Origin of the sequence: Pseudomonas sp. PMCC200344 (assembly GCF_030053095.1) — a bacterium.
Taxonomy (GTDB): domain Bacteria; phylum Pseudomonadota; class Gammaproteobacteria; order Pseudomonadales; family Pseudomonadaceae; genus Aquipseudomonas; species Aquipseudomonas svalbardensis.
Map to the genome: position 1 here is coordinate 2,783,927 of NZ_CP125618.1, position 15,392 is coordinate 2,799,318.

The following is a 15,392-nucleotide window of genomic DNA, read 5'->3' on the forward strand; positions in this document are numbered from 1 at the left end:
CTAAATGCTCCGGGGCGCCTCGTGATCGGGCGTCCTGGTTGTGAGCTATCTCTGACAATTCCAACAACGAGAGAGGCAATACCAATGGGTGTGTACGACTACAAAAACTTCGGTACAGCAGATTCCAAAGCGTTATTTACCGACGCAATGGCGATCACGCTGTATTCCTATCACAACCTGGATAACGGCTTTGCCACCGGCTATCAGCACAACGGCTTCGGCCTTGGCTTGCCGGCCACACTGGTGACAGCACTGATCGGTGGTACCGACTCCCAGGGCGTCATTCCCGGAATCCCATGGAACCCCGATTCGGAAAAAGCCGCACTGGACGCGGTGCAGAAAGCCGGCTGGACGCCGATCACCGCCACGCAACTGGGCTATGACGGCAAGGTCGATGCACGGGGAACGTTCTTCGGCGAGAAGGCCGGGTACACCAGCGCTCAGGTGGAAATCCTTGGCAAGTACGACGCGCAAGGTCATCTCAGCGAAATCGGTATCGCTTTTCGCGGCACCAGTGGCCCACGAGAAAGCCAGATCAGCGACTCCATCGGCGATGTGATCAATGATCTGCTGGCGGCGTTGGGGCCAAAGGATTATGCGAAAAACTACGTCGGCGAAGCCTTCGGTAATCTGCTCAGCGACGTGGCGGCCTTTGCCCTGGCCAAAGGCCTGTCGGGCAAGGACGTGCTGGTCAGCGGTCACAGCCTCGGCGGGCTGGCGGTCAATAGCCTGGCAGACTTGAGCAACGACAAGTGGGCCGGATTCTACAAGGATTCCAACTACATCGCCTACGCCTCGCCGACCCAAAGCAGCACCGACAAAGTGCTGAACGTCGGTTACGAGAACGACCCGGTGTTCCGTGCCCTCGACGGCTCATCGTTCAACCTGTCGTCGGTGGGCGTGCACGATGCCGCCAAGGTCTCGGCGACCGATAACATCGTCAGCTTTAACGACCACTACGCTTCGACAGCGTGGAATGTGCTGCCGTTTTCCATCCTCAACATCCCGACCTGGATCTCGCACTTACCCACCGCCTATGGCGACGGCATGAACCGGGTAATCGAGTCGAAGTTCTACGACCTCACCAGTAAAGACTCGACGATCATCGTTGCCAATCTGTCGGCCCCGGCGCGCGCCAACACTTGGGTTCAGGATCTGAATCGCAACGCTGAAACCCACAAGGGCAGCACCTTCATCATCGGCAGTGACGGCAACGATCTGATCCAGGGTGGCCGGGGCAACGACTATCTGGAAGGTCGCGATGGCAATGATACCTTCCGCGACGGTGGCGGTTACAACATCCTGTTGGGCGGCAAGGGCAACAACGTGCTGGATGTGCAGCAGTCGGTGAAAAACTTCGACTTCGCCAATGACGGCGCCGGCAACCTGTACATCCGCGACGCCAATGGCGGCATCAGCATGACCCGCGACATCGGCAGCATTGTGACCAAGGAACCGGGGTTTCTGTGGGGCCAGTTCAAGGATGACGTGACCCACAGCGTCACTGCCGATGGCCTGAAAGTAGGCAACAACCTGACTCAGTACGCATCAACGGTAAAGGGCGGCGCCGGCGCCGATACGCTCAAGGCTCACGCTGGCGGCGATTGGTTGTTTGGACTGGACGCCAACGATCATTTGATCGGCAGCAAGGGTAACGACGTGTTTGTCGGGGGGGCGGGCAATGACTTGATGGAGTCGGGGGGCGGGATCGATACGTTCCTGTTTAGCGGCGCGTTTGGTCAGGACCGGGTGATTGGCTACCAGGCCAACGACAAACTGGTGTTTCTCGGGGTTCAGGGGGTGACGCCGAACGACGACTACCGGGCGCATGCCACGACGGTAGGGCACGACACGGTGCTGACGTTTGGGGGGGATTCGGTGACATTGGTTGGGGTTGGGCTGGATAGTTTGTCCAGTGGAGGGGTTGTTATCGCCTGAGGGTGATGCGCCGTCTGTGAGGGACTCTTCGCGAGCAGGCTCGCTCCCACAGGGGATTTGTGAACGCCACAGATCCAATGTGGGAGCGAGCCGGCTCCGGGCGGCGTTCCGACGATGAACGATGACTCGGTATTCAGTCTTCCTGTCGAATCGTGGTCACTTCATCGGCCTTGACCTTCACTTTCGCCCCGGAAATATCTTCGAATTCAAAGAAGCCGTCCTGGGTCTTGGTTTTCGGCATGTCCTTGGTCAAATACTGGGTGCCGTTCTGCAGCGTCACAACCGTTGGCGTCGAGCAACCGGCCAGGGCCAGAAAGGCCGCTACCGCCAAGGGCAAGCCCAGAGTCTTGATATTCATAACCACCTCTCATCCTTCAAAAAAACAGCGCGACTGCCATGAACGAAATCAATCGTCACTGTACCTCTAACGCGGTTGGTGCGATGGATTGGCAGAAAGTTCATAGGCACCCGAAAAATTACCGAATTAGGCCGCCGCTTATCCTTTTTCGTTTGCGCCGGGCAGGGTGCAGCTGGTATCTGTACGCATAACCAGTACTCGCTCGCCATGGCCCTTTTTCCTGTGACTGCAAACCCGCTCGACGATCCGTTCTACTACTTGAACAACTTCATGCAAGTGCTTGATTGGCTTGAGCTTCGCTATGCCGATGTGCTGAGTGTCGAAGAGCAACACTTCATCCGCGAGTTCAAGCGGTTGCCCCGTGAGTCCAGGGCGCTGCTGGTCAGGATGGTGATGCGCAAGGGGAATCACTTCCGGGCGAGCAAGCTGCATTACGTCGAAATCGGCGACATCGCCATCGCCGCCGGCCCACTGCTGGCGCTGGGCTGGATCGATGAGCAATCGCCGCTGTCGATCGAAGCGCTGTTCGAGGTGTTGCTCAAGGCGGAAATTTTCCAGTGTTTTGGCGCCACCATCGATCAACCCAAGGGAAAAAAGACCGATTGGCTGCCCGCACTGAGCGAACAGTTTCCCCAGGCCCAAAGTTTCGGCCAGTGGTGCACGTCGCTGGATGATCGATTGTTCAGCCTGACCACCATGCGTCTGTGCGACCGGCTGCGCTTGATGTTTTTCGGCAATCTTTACCAGGACTGGTCCGAGTTCGTGCTGGCTGACCTGGGCATCTTTACCTATGAAAAAGTCGAGTTCTGTGCCGACTCCCGAGGCCTGCGCAGCCGTGACGACGTGGACGCCTGTCTCTTCCTTCATGAGTGTCAGCAGCATTTCGAGGCCGGCGAAGCAGTAGACGGCATTGTCGAGCAGATCAAAGGGCTGGCGCTGAGCAATCCCTGGCTGCAACGACGTCGCGGCAAACTGTTGTTCCAGATCGGTCAGCACTGCGAGCGCGTGGCGGATTTCTCTACTGCACTGACGATCTACCGCGAGTGTGTCTATCCCGGCGCGCGCCTGCGGTTGATTCGGGTGTTGGAGCGCTGTGGTGAATACCAACTGGCCATGGACCTGGCCGCCGCGGTGGAGCAATCGCCGGAAAGTGCCGCCGAGCATCAACAATTGCTGCGTGTGCTGCCCAGGCTTCGGCGCAAATTGGGCGGTCCGGTGATAAAGCGCTCGTCCCCACGGGAGATGCTGCGCCTGGACCTGCAACTGCCCAGAACCGACCCGGCGTTGTCGGTGGAGTCTTACGTTCAGGCGCATTTGGCGCAAGAGTCGGCGCCGGTGCATTACGTCGAAAACAGCCTGATCAACTCGCTGTTCGGTCTGCTGTGCTGGCCGGCGATTTTCGCGCCATTGCCAGGGGCGTTTTTCCACCCGTTCCAGCGTGGGCCGGTGGATTTGCTCAATGAGGACTTTCACGCACGCCGCGTGGAGCTGTTCCAGGGTTGCCTGTCTGAACTCGATGACGGGCGTTACCTGCAGACGATTCGTGAACGCTATGCCAGCAAGTGGGGCGTGCAGTCGCCCTTCGTGTTCTGGGGTGTGCTGAGCGATGAATTGCTCGATCAGGCACTCGATTGCCTGCCGGCCGAACACCTCAAGCGCTGGTTCAATCGACTGCTGTTGGACATCAAGGCCAATCGCGCCGGTATGCCAGACCTGATCCAGTTTTGGCCGCAGGACAAAACCTACCGGATGATCGAAGTCAAAGGCCCCGGTGATCGCCTGCAAGACAATCAATTGCGCTGGCTCGAGTTCTGCCATGAGCACCAGATGCCGATTGCCGTCTGCTACGTGCAATGGGCGGAGCAGAGCGCTTGAGTTACAGCATCGCGGTGCGGGCGCTGTGTGAATTCACCGCCAAGGTCGGTGACCTCGACCTGCGTTTTACGCCTTCGCCGACGGCGCTGGAAGGGATTGTCGGGCACCGTACGGTGGCGTCCCGGCGCAGCGAGGGCTACCAGAGTGAAGTCGCGCTTGAAGGTCTGTATCAAACGTTGAAGGTAAAGGGCCGGGCCGACGGCTACGACCCCGCGCAAAATTGCCTGGAAGAAGTCAAAACCTATCGCGGCGACTTGAGCAAGCAACCGGCCAACCACCGTCAGCTGCACTGGGCGCAGGCGAAGATTTACGGCTGGTTGATGTGCCAGAAACTGGAGCTGGCGCAGATCAATCTGGCCCTGGTGTATTTCGACATCGTCAGCGAAAAGGAAACCTGCCTGGTCGTGGCTTTCAGCGCCGAGCAACTGCGGCTGTTCTTCGAACAACATTGCGCCTTGTTCCTGCACTGGGCCGAACAGGAAATGGCTCATCGCGAAGGGCGAAATCAGGCGGCGCAACAACTGGCGTTTCCCCACGCCGACTTTCGACCGGGGCAGCGTCATCTGGCGGAGTCAGTGTTCAAGGCGATCAGCACTGGTCGTTGCTTGATGGCCCAGGCGCCCACGGGGATCGGCAAGACCGTCGGCACGCTGTTCCCGATGCTCAAAGCCCTGGCGCCGCAGCAACTGGACAAGGTGTTCTTCCTCACGGCGAAAACCCCGGGGCGCAAACTGGCGCTGGACGCCGCGCAAGTGATCCTCGACAGTGCCGACGCGCCGCCCTTGCGGGTGCTCGAAATGATCGCCCGGGACAAGGCCTGCGAGCATCCGGACAAAGCCTGTCACGGCGAATCCTGCCCGCTGGCCCAGGGTTTCTATGATCGCTTGCCCGCCGCTCGCGAGGCGGCCAGCAAATTGTCCCTGCTGAACCAGAGCGCTTTGCGCGAGGTTGCCCTGCAACACGACGTCTGTCCCTACTACCTGAGCCAGGAAATGGCCCGCTGGGCAGACGTGGTGGTCGCCGACTACAACTACTATTTCGATTTCAGCGCGCTGCTGTTCGGGCTGGCCCAGGCCAATAACTGGAAAGTCGCGGTGCTGGTGGACGAAGCGCACAACCTGGTGGAGCGCGGCCGGCAGATGTACAGCGCCAGCCTCGACCAATCGACCCTCAACGGCGTACGAAAAACCGCGCCCGAGGGGTTGAAAAAATCCTTGCAGCGGGTCAATCGTGAGTGGAATGCCCTGCATAACCAGCAACTCGGCGCCTATCAGGCCTATGACAAGGCGCCGGAAAAACTGCTTCAGGCGTTGTCCTCGTGCAGCGCGAGCATCGGCGATTACCTGAACGATCATCCGCAAGGCCTGGACGGGGCATTACAGAACTTCTATTTCGACATCCTGCAATTTTGCCGGGTGGCCGAACTCTTCGATGAACAGTTTCTGTTCGACATCAGCAAGCGCGACCTCGATCGCCAACGCAACCTGTCGCAGCTGTGCCTGCGCAACGTGGTGCCCGCCGGCTTCATCCGCCCACGCCTGACGGCCGCACGCAGCAGCGTGCTGTTTTCCGCGACCCTGAGCCCTCGCCACTACTATGCCGACCTGCTGGGTACGCCGGCGAACACGGTGTGGATAGACGTTGAATCGCCATTTCATGCCGATCAGCTGCAAGTACACATCGTCAGCCAGATCTCTACGCGGTTCGTCCATCGCCAGTCATCCCTTGCGCCAATCGTCGAGCTGATTGCCCGGCAGTTCAGCCAACGTCCCGGCAACTACCTGGCGTTTTTCAGCAGCTTCGATTATTTGCAGCAAGTAGCGCAGTTGCTGGCCGAGAAACATCCACACATCAATCTGTGGTCGCAGTCCCGGGGCATGGGGGAAGGGCAGCGACAGGACTTTCTCGATCAGTTCACCGCCGAAAGTCAGGGCGTCGGTTTCGCGGTGCTGGGCGGGGCGTTTGGCGAAGGCATCGACTTGCCGGGCGCGCGACTGATCGGAGCGTTTATCGCCACCCTCGGACTGGCGCAACTCAACCCGGTCAACGAGCAGTTGAAACAGCGCATGGCAGCGATTTTCGGTGCCGGTTATGACTACACTTACCTGTTTCCCGGTGTGCAGAAAGTGGTGCAGGCGGCGGGGAGGGTGATCCGCACCCAGCAGGATCAGGGGGTGGTGATGTTGATCGATGACCGGTTTGGCGATAGCAAGGTCAAGCAGTTACTGCCGCGTTGGTGGTCGATTGCGCCAGCCTCTTTTGCAACTCCGCGAACGTATGACCACCAGGTAATCTGAGGCATACGTTCCAGACCCGCCACCCAGCGTTGTTTTCGAGCTTTCCAAATTTTCGGTTTGTCGCATACTCCAAAAAAAAGACAGTGACGTGAGGGATCAATGAGCGAGGATCGGACCAAAGCCAACGCCATCGACAACAGTCGTTTTCGCCTGTTGATCGATGCTGTGATTGACTACGCGATCTACATGATTGATCCCGAAGGCATCATCACCAGCTGGAACACCGGCGCCAGGCGTTTCAAGGGGTATGAAGAGGCCGAGATTCTCGGTCAGCACTTTTCGCGGTTCTATACCGAAGAGGATCGCCGTGCCGGTTTGCCCCAGCGAGCGCTCGACACGGCGATCAGAGAAGGGCGTTTCGAGGGGGAAGGCTGGCGGGTTCGCAAGGACGGCACGCATTTCTGGTGCCACGTCGTCATTGATCCGATTCTTGACCCGTCGGGTAAGTTGCTAGGGTTTGCCAAGATTACCCGCGACCTGACCGACCGCAAGATGGCTGAAGAAACCCTCAAGCAAAGCGAGCAGCAATTCCGCCTATTGGTTCAAAGTGTCACTGACTACGCCATCTACATGCTCACCCCGGATGGCCGCATGACCAACTGGAACCTTGGGGCTCAGCGCATCAAGGGCTACTTGCCCGAAGAAGTCATCGGCCAGCATTTTTCGATGTTTTACACCCCGGAAGACCGCGAGGCCGGCGAACCACAACGGACCCTGGACATTGCAATCCGTGAAGGGCGATTCGAAAACAAAGGCTGGCGCGTGCGCAAGGACGGTACGCGGTTCCTGGCCAATGTCGTGGTCGATCCGATTTGGGGCGAAACCGGCACGCTGCTCGGTTTCGCCAAGATCACCCGTGATATCACCGAAGCCACACAAGCCCAGCAGGCGCTGGAGCAAACCCGCGAAGCGCTGTTTCAGGCGCAGAAAATGCAGGCCATCGGCCAACTCAGCGGCGGCGTTGCCCACGACTTCAACAATTTGCTGACCGTCATCCTCGGCAATCTGGAAATCGTCCGCAAACGCGTGGGGGGCGATCCGAATATTACCCGATTGGTGGACAACGCCACTCAGGGGGCCTTGCGGGGCGTAACCCTGACCCAGCGCATGCTGGCGTTTGCCAGACGTCAGGAGCTCAAAGCCGAACCCGTCGAGATCCCGGCGCTGGTGCAAGGGATCAGCGGGCTGTTGCGCAGTTCGCTCGGGCCTTCCGTGGTACTCGAAACCCGCTTTTCGCAAGAACTCGAGCCGGTCCTGGCCGACGTCAATCAGCTTGAACTGGCGGTACTGAACCTGGTGACCAACGCCCGCGATGCAATGCCGCATGGCGGAAAAATCGTTATCAGTGCCAAGACTGAAGAAACCTGGGATCAACCGCAGTTATCCCTGCTGTCAGGCCGGTATGTCTGCCTGAGTGTCAGCGACACGGGGGAGGGTATGGATGACGCCACGCTCGGTTTGGCAATGGACCCGTTCTTCACCACAAAAGGCGTTGGCAAAGGCACGGGGCTGGGACTGTCGATGGTGCATGGTTACATCGAGCAACTGGGCGGACGATTCGTCCTCAAAAGCCAGAAGGACATAGGCACGATCGCCGAACTGTGGATACCCATCGCCACGACCGGTTCGGTTGCCAAGCCCGTTACCGAGGCGGCCGCACCGCCGGTGCACCGTCTATGCGTGTTGGTCGTGGATGATGACAGCCTGGTGTTGACCAGTACCTGCCTGTTACTCGAAGACCTGGGGCATCGGGTGATCAGTGCGACGTCCGGGGCGCAAGCGCTGAAAGTATTCGACACTGAATCAGCGATTGACCTGGTCATCACCGACATGGCCATGCCACAGATGAATGGCGCGGAACTGGCGCAGGCTATCCGGACCATGAAGCCGGACCTGCCGATCATCCTTGCCACCGGTTATGCCGAGCGCCTGGAAGGGTTCGCAACCAGACTTCCGCGCCTGTCCAAACCGTTTACTCAACTCAATCTGGTGGAAATCATCGCCTCGACCATGAAATGACCAGCGAGCTCAACGTTCGGCCGCGGCTCCCGCGTTCTTCTTGAAACCACGCACGTTCATGGCGCACAGGCAAAACTGCAACACGATCAGTGCATAGGCCTGGGTGTGGTAACCCCACGTCACCCATAAAACATTGCTGACGATAAAACAGACAAAGCCCGAGACCCTGCGCCTGGGGCTTTGCGAACCGATCAACCACGCCGCCAGCACCGTGACCAGCATCGCTGGCCATTGCACCCAATCGAGATAGTCCATCCCCATTCCTTAACGTCAGACCCTTATCTGAGGGACCACAGTGGCGAGGCACCGTTCGGTGCTTTGCCTCACGACGCCTTTGAATTTTTGGCCATTGAGCGGCTCAGAGTCTTTATAGCGCCTTCGAGCACTCCCGCCATGAGCCATTCGATTGAGCACCCGCCGACCCACCTGTTTTTCGACGATGACGGGCAGACACCCAACAGTCGCCTGCCGGTGCTGCTTTATCGAAATGTCGCGCTGAAATCGGCGGACAAGGCCCGCGCGTTCGAAGCGTTGTTCAACGCCAATCACTGGCCGGCTCAATGGCGGGCGCTGGTGTTCGATTATCACCATTACCACTCGACCGCGCATGAGGTGTTGGGTGTATCCAAAAGGCCAGGAAAAGTATGACATTCAGCGTCCGGAACCAACGACTCACGACCAGTCCGTTGCTCGAATCGCCAAGGTCCCACTTCCCTTGGCCGATCCGGTGTACGGCGGCGGGGGTGCATTGATGGGCGCCTGGAGGGCGCGTTGAAATCCAGCTGAACTTGTCAGTAAACGTTTCTTCTAAACGTTTCTTCTAAACGTTTCCCATCCCGTGCGTGACACTTGTGCCAAGAATACTGACCGAAGCCCCCGCCAAAGAAGCCCTGACCGAACACAACGCGAAGATGTTCGGTTCACCCAAGGAACGCCTGGATTTCTACCGCCGGGAAATCCAGTACGAAACCAGCATTCTGGCCAATCGAACGGATGCCTACCTGGCGGCGCAATCGTTTCTGGTGATTGCCTTTGCTTCCTGCATGTCCAACCTCAACCCCGAGTGGGGGAAACTCTTCACGCTGGTGGTGCCACCCTTTTTGGCTTTGTTGGGGCTGCTCAGTTCACTCAACGCCTGGCCGGGCATTCGCGCGGCCTACGACATCATTGATCACTGGCATTTCAAGCAAAGTGAATTGTTGCGCAGCGAACCCTTGATGGGCCTCGCCTACGATGAATCGCCGCTGTTCAGTGAGATGGAGTCGTCCCATAAGGGTTATCGCAAGTCGTTGCTGTTTTCGGTGCGTACGCCGTGGATTTTCGCCACGTTCTGGGTGCTACTGGGCAGCTATGCGTTTTACATTCAGGTGACCAACCCCGGCGCGTGAACCAGACAACAAAAGGCCCGGTGCAAGCCAGGTCTTTTGTTGCCTCGCCACGTGCATCAAGCCGCCAGATTGGCTGCGCTCATTTCTTTCTTGTACTGAGCTTTCAAACTTTCCATTTGCGCGCCCAGCTCTTCAAGTGTGGCTTTGCCCAACAGTTTTTTCGCCTGAGGGAACATTTCCGTTTCCTCTTCTTCAATGTGATGTTCCAGCAGTTCCTTGACCACTTTCACGCGACCGGCGAATTCCGGGGTGGACGGGTCGGTGACTTTCAAGTCCGGCAGCACCAGGGAATCAACGGTGCGATGTTCTTCCTTGGCTTCGTAATACATGACGTCTTGCTCCTTACCCCCGGCTTTCTTGTACGCCGGGTACAAGACTTCCTCTTCGAGACGGGTGTGGATGGCGATCTCCATTTCCAGTTTGGCCAGCAACTCGCCGCGCTTTTTAACACCACGTTCGGTGGATTCGCTTAGCTGGGTCAGGATGCCTTTTACGCGTTCATGGTCGGCTTTCAACAAGTCTATGGCGTTCATGGTCGAGTCTCTCCAACGAGTCAGGGGTGAGCGCGAACGGTCTCAAGGCCGAAAGTCGCTCATTGTCCTTGAGCATTTGTCGTGCCGGTTTGCCGGTGCGATAACTGCCTTATAAAACAATAAGTTGAAGTGACTGATGGCGAACTGCGGTCATGCAGCCTGCATGAGTCCGGAAATCGGCTCATGCAGTTCGCAGTGGAGCATTGATGTTCCAGACAATAAAAAGCCCGGCGACTGTGCCGGGCTTTTCAAGTTCAGGCTCTGGATTCGGGCTGCTGGAGCAAACGATTAGCGTTTTGCGTGGACATCGAGACAGGCGGGAAATCTTCGTTGAGCAGCCGCAAGTGCTCGATCGCTTCCTCGAATTTCAAGTCGGCCTTTCTGCGCATCGCCTGATAACGATCAAACAGTTCCATATCCATGTCGCTGACCTCGAGTAACGCCCAGGCGCAGCGGCTCAGTGCCTGGGCGTCTTCAAACATTTGATGATTACGTTCCAGGGCGAAGGCCCGGCAGGCTTTGATTTCTTCGGAGGTGGAATAGTGAATCATGACCAGCACCTGATTTTCTCGAGGTCTCTTTTGATAGGCATCGACGCCACAGGGGAACCGAGCCTGGCAAGTCCCGCCGTGCAAAAGCCGGGCAGGATTAAGGTTGTGACCTGCTGGATTGCAAAAGAATTTCAAATTTATGAACGTGAAAATTCGATAATTCGGACCCTGAACGCACAGACATCAAATCAAATATCCCGTTTCTTATGCTGTTCATATCGAGCCAGCATCGGTTGGGTGCTGATCCCGTGGATGAGGATGCTTAGCGCGACCACGCACAAGGTCAGATCCATGCAGAGCGTTGCAATCGACGGGTCCAGCCCGTGGTTCAGGGCATAAAACAGGTAATACAGACTGCCGATACCGCGTATGCCGAACCAGCCAATCAACATTCGCTGGTGGCCGTTGAGCAAACGGCCCCAAGGCATAGCGACGACGCTCAGGGGTCGTATCAGGCAAAACAACACGCCAGCGATCGGCAACGCACGCCAGTCCCAGTGCGCCATCAGCACCACGCCGAGCAGCGTTACCAGAAAAACTTCCATGGCCCGTTCCACCAGGCTGCCGAAGGCGAGCATGTCGCCCATCATGATGCCCGCGGCGACTTGAGTGTCTTCAAGTCTTGCGGTATCACCGTGAACCGCATGTTGCGGTTCGACGTTCTGATGTCCCACGACAGGCTGAACCAGATGCTCGGCGGGAAGTTCGTCGTCGCCCGTGGATTTGACTTCTTCGTGGCGTAAACCCAGGCCGGCAGCGAACACCGACAGAAAGCCGTAGCCGTGAATCGACTCGGCCCCGACATACGCCAGGGCAATCAAGGCGAGGGCGAGGTAATCATTCGGAGAAAGGGTGCTGTCGTCATTTTTGATGCGCATTAACAAGGTCAGGCGACCAATGCCGCGTCCCATCCAGTAGCCGGTGAGCAAACCGGCCGGGACTGCCCACAATAAGCTGCGCAGCACCCAGTCGCTCAGCCAGCCGGGGTTGCCGTCGTGTTGCACCAGGAGCAGGCCGAGGATGACAAACGGGAAGGCGATCCCGTCATTGAGCCCGGCTTCACCCGACAGCCCGAAGCGCACGCTGTCATCATCCCGGGCGTCGTTGACTTGCACCAGGGCGGCGAGCACCGGGTCGGTGGGCGCCAGAATCGAGCCGATCAACACGGACGCGCCCCAGGACAATTCGAAACCGTAATGCAGCAACAGACTCACGCCGGCAATGGTCAACACCATGACCGGGCCGGCCAGGCCGTAGGCAATGCGCCAGGTTTTGTCCCTGAGCGGCAAGCGCAACTTCAAACCACAGACAAACAACGAAAACAGCACTGCGACTTCCGTCAGATGCTCCATCCAGGTGGACGCATCTTCGGTGTCCAGTTTCAACAACCCGAACCCCGCGGGCCCGATGGTTACACCCAACACCAGGCACACCGCCGACGTGGTCACCGGCATCCAGCGCAGGTACGACGAGGTCAGCGCCAGCGTCAGCAGCACCGCACCCAACACCGCCACCCACAAAATGAAACTCATGCTCGGTACTCGTCGGGTGCGTGCTGCGATGTAGAGCCTTTGGCGATCAACCGACGGTCGCGCGCAGGTATTCAGGTGTAATACGTTGAACCATAGCAGGATCATTGAGACCAGGAGGGTGACCAGCACCAGCAATCCGACGCCTCAGACGCAACGACACTCTGGAAAACACACAACCCGCCTGTGGGAGCGAGCAAGCTCGCTTGTATGTTTAGACTTGAAGGGGTGGGCGGGACTAAAAGCTCGATTCTGACTCTGACCAGTACAGACCGTGGGAGACTTCTCATCCCGCCCCTTCTACCCAAAGCGCCGATAAGGAATTCATCGGTAAAACCGACGATAGAGGCAAGCCAGCGCAACGGTAGACCCCGACAAGCTCTTAAACCCTAGCTCCGAGGATTCGTCATGACAATCCTTACTTCGCAGACGGTGGTTGGCGTCGATATCGCCAAGGCCGAAATAGTTGTCTATCGCTCCGACCGGCTAACCACTGACACCATCAAGAACGATCGAACAGCCCTCAAACGCTGGCTTAAAACATTGCCCGCCCAAAGCGCTATCGCCGTTGAAGCCACCAACATCTACCACCTGGACACCGTCGAGCTGGCCCATGCGATGGGGCACCAGGTCTATGTCGTGGATGCTTATCGGGTGAGCAACTATCGCCGCGGCATCGGCCAACGAGCCAAGAACGATCCCTGCGATGCCCGTCTGCTGGCGCGTTATTTGACGAACGAACAAGACGGACTGCGGATCTGGAGCCCACCACCCAAGGCCTACACCTCGCTGAAAAGCCTGCTCCACAGACGTGCAACGCTGATCCAGAACCATGCCGGTCTGATGCTGAGCTGGGCCAATGAACCCTTGTTGAAGAAAGTACAGAGCGCCCAGCAAAAGGCCTTCAAGCAAGCGGATCAGGCCATTCAGAAACTGCTGCGCAAGGTCAGCAAAGAGGCGGGTATTGAAGAGAATATCGACCGCTGCAAAGCCATCGAAGGGGTTGGCGAACTGACTGCAACCGGGTTGGCGACGACCTTTATGCGCGGTGATTTTGCCAATAGTGATGCGTTCATCGCGTTTCTAGGGATGGACCTTACGGTCGATGACTCCGGGAAGAAGAACGGCCCCCGGCACCTGACAAAAAAAGGGGATCCGGAAGTCCGCCGGTTGGCTTACAACGCCGCAATGGCAGCCTGTCGCTCAGCTAAATGGAAACCGTTTTACGAGTCGTATTTGGCAAGAGGCTTCTCGAAAACCCAGGCCTTGGTGGCCCTTGCCCGGAAACTCTGCCGGGTGGCATTTGCCCTGATGAAAAATCAGAGCGAATACCACCCGGCCTGAGGTTGCGGGGTTGCCCTGCAACATAGAATCTCCCACAGTTGATCGCATTCCCCTGTGGGAGCGAGCCTGCTCGCGAAGGCGGTAGACCCGACGCCATCAAACTCTCAGAACGACCGCACAATTCGGCCCAACGTCTCCATCGCCTTCTCGGCAGTCTCATCCCAGGGGCTGCCGTAATTCAGTCGAATACAATTCCTGAAGCGTTGGGTCGGTGAAAAGATCGGCCCGGGGGCAATGCTGATTCCTTGCGCCAACGCCATCTGAAACAACTTCAGCGAATCCATCTGCGGTGGCAATTCCAGCCACAAAAAGTAGCCGCCGGCCGGTTGACTGACACGGGTTTGCGCCGGGAAGTAGCGCGCGATAGCGGCGAGCATGGCGCTTTGCTGTTCTTCGAGGGCGTAACGCAGTTTTCGCAGGTGCCGGTCGTAGCCGCCGTGTTGCAGGTAATCGGCGATGGCCGCCTGGGCCGGCATCGACGCGCACAGCGACGTCATGAGTTTCAGCCGTTCGATCTTCTGCGCATAACGCCCGGCGGCGACCCAGCCGATCCGGTAGCCGGGGGCCAGGCTTTTGGCGAACGAACCGCAGTGCATCACCAGCCCTTCGGTATCAAAAGCCTTGGCCGGTTTCGGCGCCTGTTGGCCGTAATACAGCTCTGCGTAGACATCGTCCTCGATCAACGGCACTTGATGGCTGCGCAAAAGCTCAACCAGTTCCTGTTTCTTCGCCTCGGGCATCGTCGCGCCCATCGGGTTCTGGAAACTGGTCATGCACCAGACAGCCTTGATCGGGTGCCGTGCCAGGGTTTGCGCGAGTACGCCAAGGTCGATGCCATCGCGCGGATGCACAGGGATTTCCACGGCTTTGAGCTTCAGCCGCTCCAGGATTTGCAGGCACGCGTAGAACGCCGGGGCTTCGATGGCCACCAGATCGCCGGGCTCGGTGACCGCTTGCAGGCACAGGTTCAGCGCTTCCAGCGCGCCGTTGGTGATCAGCAGTTCTTCCATGGGCAGCATCAGCCCGCCGACCATGTAGCGCAGGGCGATTTGTCGACGCAGTTGCGGGTTGCCCGGCGACATGTCGGTGACGACCATGCGCGGGTCCATCTCGCGGGCGGCGCTGGCCAGGGAACGGGACAACCGTTGCAGGGGGAACAGGGTCGGGCTGGGGAAAGCCGAGCCGAAGGGCACGGTGTTCGGGTCCTTGATCGAATCGAGGACGGAGAACACCAGTTCGCTGACGTCGACTTCGGTGGACTCGTTGACCTGGCTGCTGATTACCGGCTCCGAGAACGGGCTCGGCGCGTGTGCGTTGACGAAGTAGCCGGAACGCGGGCGAGCGCGGATCAAGCCGCGGCGTTCGAGCAGGTAGTAGGCCTGGAACACCGTGGACGGGCTGACCCCGTAAGTCTGGCTGGCGTAGCGCACCGATGGCACGCGCTGGCCGGGGCCGAGAACGCCGCAGCGGATCAGTTCAGCGATGTCATCGGCGAATTTTTCGTAGCGTTTCATCGAGTGCCCGGTTGGTGTCATTCAGTAAAATCGAGGTGACTTCTTC

11 protein-coding genes and 2 pseudogenes are annotated in these 15,392 nt (G+C 58.3%); 7 read left to right on the plus strand and 6 right to left on the minus strand.

Translation table 11 applies throughout. The features are described from left to right. Positions 1-84 precede the first annotated feature (84 nt). Positions 85-1,938: a polyurethanase gene (locus tag QFW87_RS12570; RefSeq protein ID WP_283190652.1), complete on the plus strand. Its 1,854-nt coding sequence runs from the start codon at positions 85-87 to the stop codon at positions 1,936-1,938. 133 nt (positions 1,939-2,071) lie between these two features. Here QFW87_RS12570 and QFW87_RS12575 read toward each other — a convergent pair whose 3' ends face one another. Then, positions 2,072-2,296: a YgdI/YgdR family lipoprotein gene (locus QFW87_RS12575; RefSeq protein ID WP_283180356.1), complete on the minus strand. Its 225-nt coding sequence runs from the start codon at positions 2,294-2,296 to the stop codon at positions 2,072-2,074. A 207-nt stretch (positions 2,297-2,503) separates the two neighbouring features. On the opposite strand from QFW87_RS12575, the gene QFW87_RS12580 reads away from it, so the two are divergent. The 3 genes from QFW87_RS12580 (at position 2,504) to QFW87_RS12590 (ending at position 8,487) form a co-directional block, all read left to right on the plus strand. Next, positions 2,504-4,171: a VRR-NUC domain-containing protein gene (locus QFW87_RS12580; RefSeq protein WP_283180355.1), complete on the plus strand. Its 1,668-nt coding sequence runs from the start codon at positions 2,504-2,506 to the stop codon at positions 4,169-4,171. After that, the gene (locus tag QFW87_RS12585) at positions 4,168-6,468 is read left to right on the plus strand and encodes an ATP-dependent DNA helicase (protein ID WP_283190653.1); all 2,301 of its coding nucleotides are present in this window, start codon (positions 4,168-4,170) and stop codon (positions 6,466-6,468) included. The genes QFW87_RS12580 and QFW87_RS12585 overlap by 4 nt, the downstream gene beginning before the upstream one ends. A gap of 99 nt (positions 6,469-6,567) precedes the next feature. Next, a complete protein-coding gene (locus tag QFW87_RS12590) occupies positions 6,568-8,487 on the plus strand; it encodes a PAS domain-containing sensor histidine kinase (protein WP_283180353.1) in 1,920 nt (639 codons plus the stop codon). A gap of 9 nt (positions 8,488-8,496) precedes the next feature. Here QFW87_RS12590 and QFW87_RS12595 read toward each other — a convergent pair whose 3' ends face one another. Next, positions 8,497-8,742, minus strand: a complete 246-nt coding sequence (locus QFW87_RS12595; RefSeq protein WP_283180352.1) for a hypothetical protein — start codon at positions 8,740-8,742, stop codon at positions 8,497-8,499. 138 nt (positions 8,743-8,880) lie between these two features. Between QFW87_RS12595 and QFW87_RS12600 the strand changes: the two are divergent. Together QFW87_RS12600 and QFW87_RS12605 are read left to right on the plus strand one after the other, a co-directional pair. After that, a pseudogene (locus QFW87_RS12600) lies at positions 8,881-9,262 on the plus strand (hypothetical protein). Between the two features lie 76 nt (positions 9,263-9,338). Continuing rightward, positions 9,339-9,875, plus strand: a complete 537-nt coding sequence (locus QFW87_RS12605) for a hypothetical protein (RefSeq protein WP_283180351.1) — start codon at positions 9,339-9,341, stop codon at positions 9,873-9,875. Between the two features lie 56 nt (positions 9,876-9,931). Here QFW87_RS12605 and QFW87_RS12610 read toward each other — a convergent pair whose 3' ends face one another. The 3 genes from QFW87_RS12610 to QFW87_RS12620 all read right to left on the minus strand — a co-directional run bounded on the left by QFW87_RS12610 (position 9,932) and on the right by QFW87_RS12620 (position 12,491). After that, positions 9,932-10,408, minus strand: coding sequence for a hemerythrin domain-containing protein (locus QFW87_RS12610; RefSeq protein WP_046055244.1), 477 nt, complete (start codon positions 10,406-10,408; stop codon positions 9,932-9,934). A gap of 254 nt (positions 10,409-10,662) precedes the next feature. Next, positions 10,663-10,959, minus strand: a complete 297-nt coding sequence (locus tag QFW87_RS12615) for a hypothetical protein (RefSeq protein WP_283190654.1) — start codon at positions 10,957-10,959, stop codon at positions 10,663-10,665. 188 nt (positions 10,960-11,147) lie between these two features. Then, a complete protein-coding gene (locus QFW87_RS12620; RefSeq protein WP_283190655.1) occupies positions 11,148-12,491 on the minus strand; it encodes a sodium:proton antiporter in 1,344 nt (447 codons plus the stop codon). 405 nt (positions 12,492-12,896) lie between these two features. On the opposite strand from QFW87_RS12620, the pseudogene QFW87_RS12625 reads away from it, so the two are divergent. After that, positions 12,897-13,858, plus strand: a pseudogene (locus tag QFW87_RS12625) (IS110 family transposase). 78 nt (positions 13,859-13,936) lie between these two features. Here QFW87_RS12625 and mapR read toward each other — a convergent pair. Beyond that, positions 13,937-15,346: a GntR family transcriptional regulator MpaR gene (mapR, locus tag QFW87_RS12630; protein ID WP_283190656.1), complete on the minus strand. Its 1,410-nt coding sequence runs from the start codon at positions 15,344-15,346 to the stop codon at positions 13,937-13,939. Positions 15,347-15,392: the final 46 nt, after the last annotated feature.

Bases quoted from the DNA above. Each gene is read 5' to 3' on its own strand.
- QFW87_RS12570 (WP_283190652.1), top strand. From the start codon at position 85: ATGGGTGTGTACGACTACAAAAACTTCGGTACAGCAGATTCCAAAGCG.
- QFW87_RS12575 (WP_283180356.1), bottom strand. From the start codon at position 2,296: ATGAATATCAAGACTCTGGGCTTGCCCTTGGCGGTAGCGGCCTTTCTG.
- QFW87_RS12580 (WP_283180355.1), top strand. From the start codon at position 2,504: ATGGCCCTTTTTCCTGTGACTGCAAACCCGCTCGACGATCCGTTCTAC.
- QFW87_RS12590 (WP_283180353.1), top strand. From the start codon at position 6,568: ATGAGCGAGGATCGGACCAAAGCCAACGCCATCGACAACAGTCGTTTT.
- QFW87_RS12595 (WP_283180352.1), bottom strand. From the start codon at position 8,742: ATGGACTATCTCGATTGGGTGCAATGGCCAGCGATGCTGGTCACGGTG.
- QFW87_RS12610 (WP_046055244.1), bottom strand. From the start codon at position 10,408: ATGAACGCCATAGACTTGTTGAAAGCCGACCATGAACGCGTAAAAGGC.
- QFW87_RS12615 (WP_283190654.1), bottom strand. From the start codon at position 10,959: ATGATTCACTATTCCACCTCCGAAGAAATCAAAGCCTGCCGGGCCTTC.
- QFW87_RS12620 (WP_283190655.1), bottom strand. From the start codon at position 12,491: ATGAGTTTCATTTTGTGGGTGGCGGTGTTGGGTGCGGTGCTGCTGACG.
- mapR (WP_283190656.1), bottom strand. From the start codon at position 15,346: ATGAAACGCTACGAAAAATTCGCCGATGACATCGCTGAACTGATCCGC.